Raw genomic sequence first — 9936 nt, forward strand, 5'->3', positions numbered from 1 at the left:
CCTCCTCGCCTTGCGGCTCGGAGTCGCATGAGCGAATCGCGCTGTGTCTATTGATTCGCTCGCTACGCTCGCTCATGACCCCACCCGCTCTCCCGCGGGCGCGCCGATGCGGTCGTCCCCGTGGAATCCGGAACGAGGCGCAGGCCCGCCCGGTGGGGGCGGACATGCGGCCCCGCGATCGCGGCCGGCGGATCGGCGGCTCGCACGGCGTTGATGTGATCCTCGTCCACCCGGATGCCCAGGCCCGGCTCGTCGCCGAGGACGATCCCGCCGTCCTCGAACTCCTGGTCGACCTGGAGTCCGATGGGGGCCGAGAGGTCCTGGACCTCGAAGGCCAGGTGGTTCGGCACCGCCGTGGCGGCGTGCGCGACCGGGTTGGCGTGGTAGGCCACCGGGCTCACGGGCAGGTCACGGCTGTGCGCCACCGCGGCCACCCGCAGGAAGTGCGTGATGCCCCACACGTTGCCCACCTGGACGATGTCGACGGCGTCGGCGTCCAGGAGCGGCCGGTACTGATCGAGGCCGGTGAGGTTCTCTCCGGTCGCCACGCCGGCGCGGATGCCCCGCCGGACCGCGGCGAGCCCGGCCGCGTCCCATCTCCGCACAGGCTCCTCGACCCAGGTGAGGTCCACCGACCGCTCCAGGGCCGCGATGTAGCGCACGGCCTGCGACCGGTTCCACGACTCGTTGGCGTCGAACATCAGGGCGGGGTCGGCCGAGTTGCGCCCGAGGACCTCCCGCAGCGCCTTCAGCCGGCGCAGGTCGTGCTCGAGACTCCGGCCGCCCTTGAGCTTGGCGGCGCTGAAGCCCCGGTCCGCGAAGCGCTCGTAGAGGCGTACGAGGGCGTCGTCGTCGAGCGCGATGTCCAGCCCGGAGGCGTAGCCCGGAACGAACCGGTCACGTCCGCCGAGAGTGCGCCAGAGCGGCTCGCCGGCGGCCTTCGCCTTGAGGTCCCAGAGCGCCATGTCGATCGCACCGATCGCGCCGAACGTCGCGCCGGAGTGGCCCGTCTTGAAGACCCGGTCGATCATCCGGTCGTAGAGCGCGGAGACGGCCCGCGGGTCCTCGCCCTCGACGGCGCCGAAGACGCGGTCGATGTCGCCGTGCGCTCCGAGCCCGACCCCCTCGACGCCGCTGTCGGTCTCGAGGATCAGCACGTGCACATCCGTGCGCGGCTCGGGCATGACGCCGTTGGCGTCGCCGATCGGCCGGCCCCAGTCGTGCGCAGTGGTCAGGCTGCGATAGCCGGTGACCTTCACGATTGCTCCTTTGTGACAGGAATTCGACTCACTCCTTGGTGCCCCCGGCCGTCATGCCCGCGACCAGGAAGCGCTGTGCGAAAAGGAAGACGATCAGCACCGGCAGCACCGAGATGACGGTCGCGAGCGCGAGCGTGGGCAGCTGCACGGACAGGGTGCCGGCAGAGCTCGGGTTGAACGCCGGGGTCGAGGCGAGCAGGGAGGTCAGGCCGACCTGGACCGGGTAGCCCTCGCTCGACGGCAGCATCACGAAGGGCAGGAAGAAGTTGTTCCAGCTCTGCACGAAGCTGAAGAACGCCACCAGCGCGACGATCGGCGCCGCCAGCGGCAGCGCGACCCGGGTGAACACCTGAAGCTCGCCGCATCCGTCGAGGCGCGCCGCCGCGAGCAGGTCGCGCGGGACGCTGGTCGAGAAGTAGATGTACGTGAGGTACACCCCGAACGGGAAGAACGACATCGGGAGGATCACCGAGAGCGGGCTGCCGATCAGGCCCACCACGTTCAGCTCGAGGAAGATCGGCAGGACCAGCGCGGTGTTCGGGATCAGCATGACGATCAGCGTCAGCACCAGGAGTGGCCGCCGCAGCCGGAACTCCGTCAGGGCCATCGCGTACCCCGCCGGAATGCTCGCGACGAGCGTGATGACGAGCGCGCCCAGGGCGTACAGCGCCGAGTTGCCCACCCACCCGGTGACCGCGCCGTCCTGGAAGCCGAACAACTGGTCCCAGTTGGCGGCCAGGTTGTCGATGCTCCCGGGCAGGAACGGGTTGTCGACGATGAGCCCGTGCGCCGACTTCGTCGTCGCCAGCAGCAGCCAGACGATCGGGATGACGAAGAACAGCACGAAGATCGCGACCACGACCGCGACGATCGTCCGGCCGCTCCAGCCGCTGACGCTTTTCCGTCGCGCCACTGCGCGGCCTGCGTCCACTGTCGTCATGAGCTCAGCCCCTCTCGAACAGGCCGCCGCGCGTCACGAAGACGGCCGACAGCGCGAGGGCGACGACGAGCAGCAGCAGGGAGATGGCCGCCGCTCCGTTGAAATCGTTCTGCTGGAACGCGTACTGGTACGCGAGCTGGTTCAGCGAGTAGTCGTTGGGCACGATCGCGTTGCTCGCCTGCGAGAGCAGTTGCGGCTCGACGAACAGCTGCGTGCCTGCGGCGAGCGACATGATGCCCATGTACGAGATCCACTTGCGCAGCATCGGCAGCTGGATGTGCCAGGCGATCTGCACCGTGCCGGCGCCGTCGATGCGCGCGGCCTCGATCACGTCGGCGCTGATGTTGTTGAGCGCGCCGTACATGATGACGATCCAGCCGCCCGCGCCGGTCCAGAACGCGATGACGGCGAAGACCGGGGGCAGGTTCGCCGGCACGATGACCTGCACGAAACTGGAGAAACCCATCAGACGCAGCAGGCCGCCGACCGGGCTGGCGGTCGGGTCGAGCACGAACAGCCACAGCAGCACGCTCGACGCGCCCGCGAGGGCGCCCGGCAGGTAGAAGACGAACCGGAGCGTCCGGCTGAGCCAGCGCACGCGGACCGCGTGGACCACGATGGCCAGGAAGGAGACCAGTACCACCAGGGCCACCAGCCAGATCACCAGGTAGAGCGCGACGTGCCCGACGGCGGGCAGGAAGCGGAAGTCGCTCATGACCTTGGTGAAGTTGGCGATGCCCGCGAAGCCGCCGTCGCCGTCGGTGAACGCGAGGTAGAGGGAGTAGAGGGCCGGAAGGATGCCGAACGCGACCGTCAGCACCGCGTAGAGGGCGATGAAGGCGTAGCTCATTGCGCTCCGCTCGCCACCGTCGCTCCCGCCGGCCGGCCGCCCGGGCGGGATCACCGCAGACCGGGCGGCCTCATCGGTAACCGTCATGTCACTTGACCGTGTAGCCGTTGACCTGGGCCTGGTTCTTGATCGCGGTCCCCCACTCGGGAAGGAGATCGACCAGGTTCTTGCCGTCGGCGATCGCGGGGGTGATCGTCTTGGCCCAGATCGCCTCCTGGCTGAAGACCCCGGAGCCCCACCCGGTCCAGATCTGCGACCCGGCCTTGATCAACGCCTGGAGGTCGGTGGCGTAGTAGCCGCTCGACTCCTGCTTCTTGACCCACTTCTCCGCGGCCGACGCGTAGGCCGGGTATCCGGGAGCCAGGTTCACCTGGTAGTCGTCGGCCGTCGTGACGAACTCGACGAACTTCTCGGCCGCCTTGAGGTTCTTCGAGTGGCTGCTGACGAACCAGGTGCCGCCCCCGACGTTGCCCGTCGCGGGGCTGTCACCCTGCCAGGCCAGCGGTGCCGCGACACCGAGCTGGCCCGCGGGGACGTTGAGCGACTGCGGGTTGTTGAAGATGGCGCCCGCGTACCAGGCCGGGCCCGGCATCAGGAGCACCTTGCCGGTGTACTTCTTCACGAACTCCGGAGTGAAGACGCTCAGGTTGGGGACGGTGCCGTTCTTGATCAGAACGTCGAGCATCGACGCGACGCGCTTGCACTCCGTGCTCTCGGTGTTGACCGTGACCGACGTGGGACCGGTGATGCCGTTCGCCTGGCACTTGCCGCTCCAGAAGTAGATCTCCGGGGCGAAGGAGTCTCCGACGGCGCCGACGATGTAGCCGGGGTGCTCCTTGGCCACCTTCTCGCCGAGCGCCTGGTACTCCTCCCAGGTGGTGGGGAGGCTGTAGCCGAACTTGTCGAGCAGGTCCTTGTTGTACCAGAGCGCCACCTGCGCCAGGTCGTTGCGGAGACAGTAGACCTTGCCCTCGACCGTGCACGGCGCCAGCGCACCCTGCGTGAAGCCGTCGAGCGTGCTCTTCGGAACGAGCCCGCTGTTGAGCACGGCCGCGAACGCCTGCTTGCCGTTGCTCTTCTGGCTCGCCCACGCCGCGTCGTTGTTCTGCGTCGAGAACACCACATCGGGCCAGCCGCTGCCCGCTCGGTCGAACAGCTGCACCTTCGTGCGGAACGAGTTCGAGCCGTTCGCCGAGCCGTCATACGTGACGACGTTGACCTTCACGTCGGGGTTGGCCTTCTTGAAGGCGTCGGCCGCGCCCGAGCGGTCGGCGTCCACCCACACCGTGATCGCGGCCTTGTCGTCCTGCGTCACCTGCGGAAAGCCGTAGGAGCCGACCGAAGAACCGCCATTGCCGCCGCAGCCGGCCAGCGTGAGGACGATGGCGAGAGCACCCACCCCGCCCATCATGCGCATCCGCCGCTCGGCACATCCGACATGCCTGTTAAGCACCATTTGATGTCCTTTTGTCTCTGTCCCCACATTGACGACTCGCGCGGTGTGATGAAAATAGAGCATACGTATGACGTGTGCAAGCGGTTCAACCACCGCAGAGAGTGAGGACACCCGATGAAGGGTGCTGCATACATGGGCGGGGGTCGCCTCGCGACCGTGCCCGTGGACGTCGCGCCGCCCGGTCCCGGCGAGATCCAGGTCGCCGTCGCCTACTGCGGGCTGTGCGGAACCGACCTCCACATCGTGCACGGCGACATGGACGCCAGGGTGCGGACGCCTCTCGTGTTCGGTCATGAGACGTCGGGCACGGTGGCGGCGATCGGCGCGGGCGTGGAGGGCTGGAAGGTCGGCGACCCCCTGACCGTCATGCCGCTGGTGTGGGACGGCACCTGCCCCGCCTGCCTCGCCGGTCACCAGCACATCTGCCAGAACCTCGTCTTCGTCGGCATCGACTCCCCCGGAGGTCTGCAGCAACGGTGGAACGTCCCGGCCTCGATCGCCGTACCGCTCCCCCCCGGCCTCGACCTGCGTACGGCGGCGCTCGTCGAGCCCGTCGCCGTCGCGGTACACGACGTCCGGCGCTCGGGCCTCCAGGTCGGCGACCACGCCGTCGTGCTCGGGGGCGGCCCCATCGGGGTGCTCATCGCCGTCGTGGCGCGGAACGCGGGTGCCCACGTCATGGTCGCCGAGGTCGACGCCTCGCGCAGGAGCCGCGTCGCCGAGCTCGGCATCGAGGTGATCGACCCCTCGTCCGCCGACATGGTCGCCGAGGTCGAGCGCTGGACGGACGGCGTCGGCGCCGACGTGGTGTTCGAGGTGTCGGGAGCCGCAGCCGCGGCCCGCTCCGCCACCGCGCTGGCGAAGGTGCGCGGGACGATCGTCGTGGTGGCCATCCACTCCGCCCCTCGCGAGCTGGACCTGCAGCGTGTGTTCTGGCGCGAGCTCCGGCTGCTGGGCGCCCGGGTGTACCAGCGGTCGGACTTCGAGCGTGCCGTCGACCTGCTCGGCAGGGGGCTGATCCCCGCGCAGTCCCTCATCTCCGGCGTCGTCCCGATCGAGGAGATCGCCTCCGCGTTCGACGACCTCTCGGCGGGCCGGGCCATGAAGATCCTGGTGGACGTCGCAGGGGAGGCCCGGGCATGAGTGGCCTGTTCGACCTCCACGGCCGTCTCGCCGTCGTCACCGCGCCCGCCGGGGCAGTCGGCCGCGCCATCGGCAGAAGCCCTCGCCGCCGCCGGTGCGGACATCATCGGTGTGAGCGCTCGGTCACGGGCCGACGACGAGATCGCGGAGTCGATCCGCGGGCTCGGCCGGTCCTTCGAGAGCCGGGCGGTCGACTTCGCGGATCGCGACGCCGTCCTGGCGCTGGGCGCCGAGCTCGCGGAACGGGCCCCCGACATCTTGATCAACAACGCGGGCACGATCGAACGGGCCCCCGCGGCGGAGCATCCGCTCTCATGGTGGGATCGGGTGATCGAGATCGACCTGTCGAGCCAGTTCGCCCTCACGCAGCTGGTCGCACGTCCGATGCTGGAGCGGGGCCGCGGCAAGATCGTGTTCACGGCGAGCATGCTGAGCTTCCAGGGCGGGATCAACGTGCCCGGCTACACCGCCGCGAAGTCGGGGATCGCCGGCCTCACCCGCGCTCTCGCCAACGAGTGGGCCCCGCGTGGCGTGAACGTCAACGCCATCGCACCCGGCTACATCGCGACCGACAACACGGCGGCGCTCCGCGACGACCCCGAACGGTCGCGGTCGATCCTGGAGCGGATTCCGGCCGGACGCTGGGGCCGCGGCGACGACATCGCGGGAGTGACGGTCTTCCTCAGCTCGGCGGCGTCCGACTACGTCTGCGGCGCGGTCATCCCGGTGGACGGCGGGTGGCTGGCGAGATAGCGCGTCGCCACGACGTGAGAGGCGGGGAAGCCGTCCGGCTTCCCCGCCTCATCGTCGCCCGGCGGCTACTGCGATACCCCCGGGAAGGTCCGCAGGTGCGGCTCGATGCCGGCCTGCTCGATCACCCGCTGCGCGTCCTCGGGCCAGGCCGTGCCCGACACCTGGACGTTGTCGATCAGCTGGTTGTTGTGCTCGGTGGTGTTCGGCGTCTGGGTGACACCGGAGTTGTACCAGTTGTGCTGGAGCACGTTGTCGCTGGTGTTGTTGATCGTCCCGTAGGAGTTCGTGAACACCCACACTCCGCAGTCCTGGACCACGTTGTTCTTCATCGTCACGTAGCGCGATCCCTCGTCCAGGTAGAGACCCACCGTGCGCCTGGTGTCGTAGATGTAGTTGCCGCTGAACACGGCGCCGGGGTTGGCCGACAGGTTGTACAGGCTCCCGCCGTCGTGGAAGACCTTCTTCACACCGTGGATCAGGTTGCCGGTCACCTCGGTGTTCCTGAGCGTCGTCGGCGTGGTGTAGATCGGCTGGAAGTCGTACAGGCCCCGGTTCTTGTAGTCCTGGCTGCCGCCCACGTCGTTCGCGCCCCAGCCCCAGCCGGTGTCGATCCCGTCGTAGGCGAGGTTCGAGACCTCGTTGTGGGTGATCACTGCGTGGTCCACGTAGGTGGACAGGATGCCCGACATCTCCTTGTAGTCCTTCGCGACGTCGGTCACGAAGTTGTTGTCGATCGTGATGTCGCGCAGGGTCATCGCCGGGTTGCTCGGGTGGTGGGCGTCCGGCTGCACGCCGCCCACGACGACCCCCGCGCCACCGAGGTCGGTGAACAGGTTGTGGTGGACCGTCGTCTCGGTGACCCCGAGCCCGATCCCGGCTCCGTTGGCGTTGGCGTCCAGGCCGATGCCGAGGCCCACCTGCCCGAGGTGGGCGAAGGTGTCGTCCGTGAACTTCACGCGGGTGGCCGCGGCCACCTGGACCGCCGCCGGCATCTGGTTCCAGCCGTTGCGCGCGCCCTCGAACAGTTTGCAGCCCGACTGGCAGCTGGTGAGGTAGTCGGCCGGCTGCGGGACGGTCTTCGCGATGAAGGCGCCGTTCTGCTGGTCGGCATAGCCGATCGACGAGCCGGGGGACAGCCAGGTCGAGTGCGAGAACTGGATGCCCGAGAAGGTCAGATCGTGCACCGGTTCCGCGTAGCTGCCCGCGATCTGCACGAGCGACTCGAGGGAGGGCAGCACGAACGACGCGCCGTTCGGGTCCTCACCGGCGGCGGCACGGTAGTACAGCTTGCCGGCGGAGGGGTCGAGGTACCACTGCCCCTCCTGCAGGAACGCGTAGGAGTTCTCGAGCAGCAGCTGACCGCCCGCGAACGGGCGTGCCAGGGTGTCGTAGCCCCAGTTGTTGTTCTGCCACGCGGGCTGCTGCATGGTGATCGTCGTGCCGCTGATGCTCTTCACGGGGGCGTACCGATCGGTGAAGGAGCCCTGGCTCTCGACCTCGATGCGGCTCTGGTCCGGCAGCGTCGCGAGGTAGTTCAGCGCGGGATTCTTGATCTCCATGCCGGATTCGGTGATCGTCACATCGCTGCGAGCGATCCTGATCGCCGCGCGCGGCACCGCCGCGTCGTTCTTGTAGAGCTGGCGGCTGTCCTGCCCCTTGGGCACCGAGGCGACGAAGATGTTCTTTCCGGCGTCGTACGGCGTCCAGCCGGTCACGGCCTCGCCGCCCGAGATGATCGGGTGCGCCCCCTTGGCGGCGGTCCAGGTCACCGGCTTGGCGCTGGTGCCCGAGTCCTCCGCGGTGAAGCGCAGCGGCTTGTCGAGCCGGTAGGTCCCGTCCCTCAGCTCGACCGTCACGGCGCTGCCCGCGCGCGCCGACGCGCGTGCCATCGCCTGCGCCGCCGGCAGCGTGCGCAGCGGCTTGCCCGGCGTGCCCTGATTGTGATCGTCGCCGTTCGGCGAGACGACGATCGTGGTCCGGCCGGGATGCGGCGGCACGGCGAGCGCCGGCGTGGCGGCGGCCACGACGACCCCGGTGGCCACGAGGGAGATGCTTCCCACGAGGGATGCCAAATGGCCTTGTCTCACTTGTCCCTGGCTCCCTTGGTGCATGTGACGTAACACATAATAGGTATGATGAAAGCGGCGCAACGGGCCTGAGTCAAGAGGGGTGATTTCCCGGGCATGAGTGAGCAACGGAGCGAAGGCCCTGCGAGCAGCCGTCGCGTCGAGGTCTCCACGCTGGGTGAGGCCGTGCTGCGGCTGTCGCCCCCGACGGGCGAACGGCTGCGCGACTGCGCCCAGTTGCGCGTGCACGTCGGCGGCGCCGAGGCGAACGTCGCCGTCGCCCTGGCATCGGTCGGCGTGTCCGCTCGCTGGACGTCGGCGCTGCCCGACACGGTCCTCGGGCGCCGGGTCGCGGACTCACTGGCGAGCGCCGGCGTCGTCCTCGACACCGTGCGGTGGACGGCCGGCGAGCGCCTCGGACTCTACTTCGCCGAGATCGGCTCCCCGCCGCGCCCGACGAGCGTCCTCTACGACCGGGCCGGCACCGCGTTCGGCTCGCTCCACGCCGACCATCTCGACTGGGCTGCCGTGTGCGAGGCTCGGATCATCCACCTGACCGGCATCACCGCCGCTCTGGCGCCGGGGTCGGACGCGCTCGTGCTGCGAACGGCGCGGGAGGGGCGCAGCCGTGGCGCTCTGGTCGTCTACGACGTCAACTATCGGGCGGCGCTGTCCTCGCCGGAGGAGGCCGCCTCGTTCACCGCCGAGGTGGCATCCGACATCGACGTGTTGATCTGCCGGGCCGAGGACGCGCGCGATCTCTTCGGCCTGGCCGGCGATCCCCCGGCGCTGGCGGACGATCTGGCGAAGAGGTTGGGAGTCGGCCGCGTCGTGGTGACGGCCGGGGCCGGCGGCGCCGTCGCACGGTGGGACGGCGAGTCCTTCGCCGCCCCCGCACTGCCCACCGTCGCAGTCGATCGGATCGGCGCCGGGGACGCCTTCGCGGCAGGCATGCTGTGGGGCGTGCTCGACGGTTCCCCCGAGGATGCGCTCCGCCGGGGGACGGCGATGGCCTCCTTGGCCATGACCGTGCAGGGAGACCAGTGCCGCTTCAGCGCCGAGGAGGTGCTGGAGCTTGCCCGGGGCGCCGGGCGTGAGGTCCGCCGGTGAACCGGCTCACGCTCGGGTTGCTTCTGGATGTCCTGACCGGCTGAATGTCTCACTGACCTGCGCGGCGACGCCCGCCGCCGCGCCCACTCATGCCGGCCATCTCGCCTGAACCGTTCAGATGTGTCGTACTGATCGCACGCCGTCGGACCCCTCGCCAAGGGCCGTCTCGATCAGTCGTCATACTCTTGCAGGGAACGGCGAGGAGGAAGCACGGTGACCGACACCCAGCGTGAGGGCGGATACCGGCCGGGTTATGAGGTGGCGGCCGAGCAGGTGCTGGAACTCATCGCCCGGCTGGGCCTGCGACCGGGCGACCGCATGCCGACGGAAAACGACCTGGCCCGCCAGCTGGGCACCAG

At 69.3% G+C, this 9936-nt stretch carries 8 protein-coding genes; 3 read left to right on the forward strand and 5 right to left on the reverse strand.

Features of this window, described 5'->3' with window-relative positions:
- Positions 1-62 precede the first annotated feature (62 nt).
- The 4 genes from B1L11_RS42765 to B1L11_RS42780 form a co-directional block, all read right to left on the reverse strand.
- Entirely contained in the window at positions 63-1259 is a 1197-nt protein-coding gene (locus B1L11_RS42765; RefSeq protein ID WP_079320872.1) for a mandelate racemase/muconate lactonizing enzyme family protein, read from the reverse strand.
- Positions 1260-1287: 28 nt separating this feature from the next.
- Positions 1288-2199: a carbohydrate ABC transporter permease gene (locus B1L11_RS42770; RefSeq protein ID WP_079320873.1), complete on the reverse strand. Its 912-nt coding sequence runs from the start codon at positions 2197-2199 to the stop codon at positions 1288-1290.
- A 4-nt stretch (positions 2200-2203) separates the two neighbouring features.
- Positions 2204-3049, reverse strand: a complete 846-nt coding sequence (locus B1L11_RS42775) for a carbohydrate ABC transporter permease (RefSeq protein ID WP_218671670.1) — start codon at positions 3047-3049, stop codon at positions 2204-2206.
- An 88-nt stretch (positions 3050-3137) separates the two neighbouring features.
- Positions 3138-4505 (reverse strand): ABC transporter substrate-binding protein, encoded by a 1368-nt coding sequence (locus B1L11_RS42780; protein WP_079320875.1) that lies wholly within the window; start codon positions 4503-4505, stop codon positions 3138-3140.
- A 114-nt stretch (positions 4506-4619) separates the two neighbouring features.
- Here B1L11_RS42780 and B1L11_RS42785 point away from each other — a divergent pair, with 114 nt between their 5' ends.
- Together B1L11_RS42785 and B1L11_RS42790 are read left to right on the forward strand one after the other, a co-directional pair.
- Positions 4620-5648: a zinc-binding dehydrogenase gene (locus tag B1L11_RS42785; RefSeq protein ID WP_079320876.1), complete on the forward strand. Its 1029-nt coding sequence runs from the start codon at positions 4620-4622 to the stop codon at positions 5646-5648.
- Positions 5649-6401 carry an SDR family oxidoreductase gene (locus B1L11_RS42790; RefSeq protein WP_306291784.1) on the forward strand — a complete coding sequence of 251 codons (753 nt, stop codon included), beginning with the start codon at positions 5649-5651 and terminating at the stop codon, positions 6399-6401.
- Between the two features lie 65 nt (positions 6402-6466).
- Here B1L11_RS42790 and B1L11_RS42795 read toward each other — a convergent pair whose 3' ends face one another.
- Positions 6467-8461 (reverse strand): right-handed parallel beta-helix repeat-containing protein, encoded by a 1995-nt coding sequence (locus B1L11_RS42795; RefSeq protein WP_079320877.1) that lies wholly within the window; start codon positions 8459-8461, stop codon positions 6467-6469.
- A 123-nt stretch (positions 8462-8584) separates the two neighbouring features.
- Here B1L11_RS42795 and B1L11_RS42800 point away from each other — a divergent pair, with 123 nt between their 5' ends.
- On the forward strand, positions 8585-9577 hold the full coding sequence (locus tag B1L11_RS42800; protein WP_079320878.1) for a sugar kinase: 993 nt from the start codon (positions 8585-8587) through the stop codon (positions 9575-9577).
- Positions 9578-9936 lie beyond the last annotated feature (359 nt).

The organism is Microbispora sp. GKU 823, assembly GCF_002027145.1.
Classification (GTDB): Bacteria; Actinomycetota; Actinomycetes; order Streptosporangiales; family Streptosporangiaceae; genus Microbispora; species Microbispora siamensis.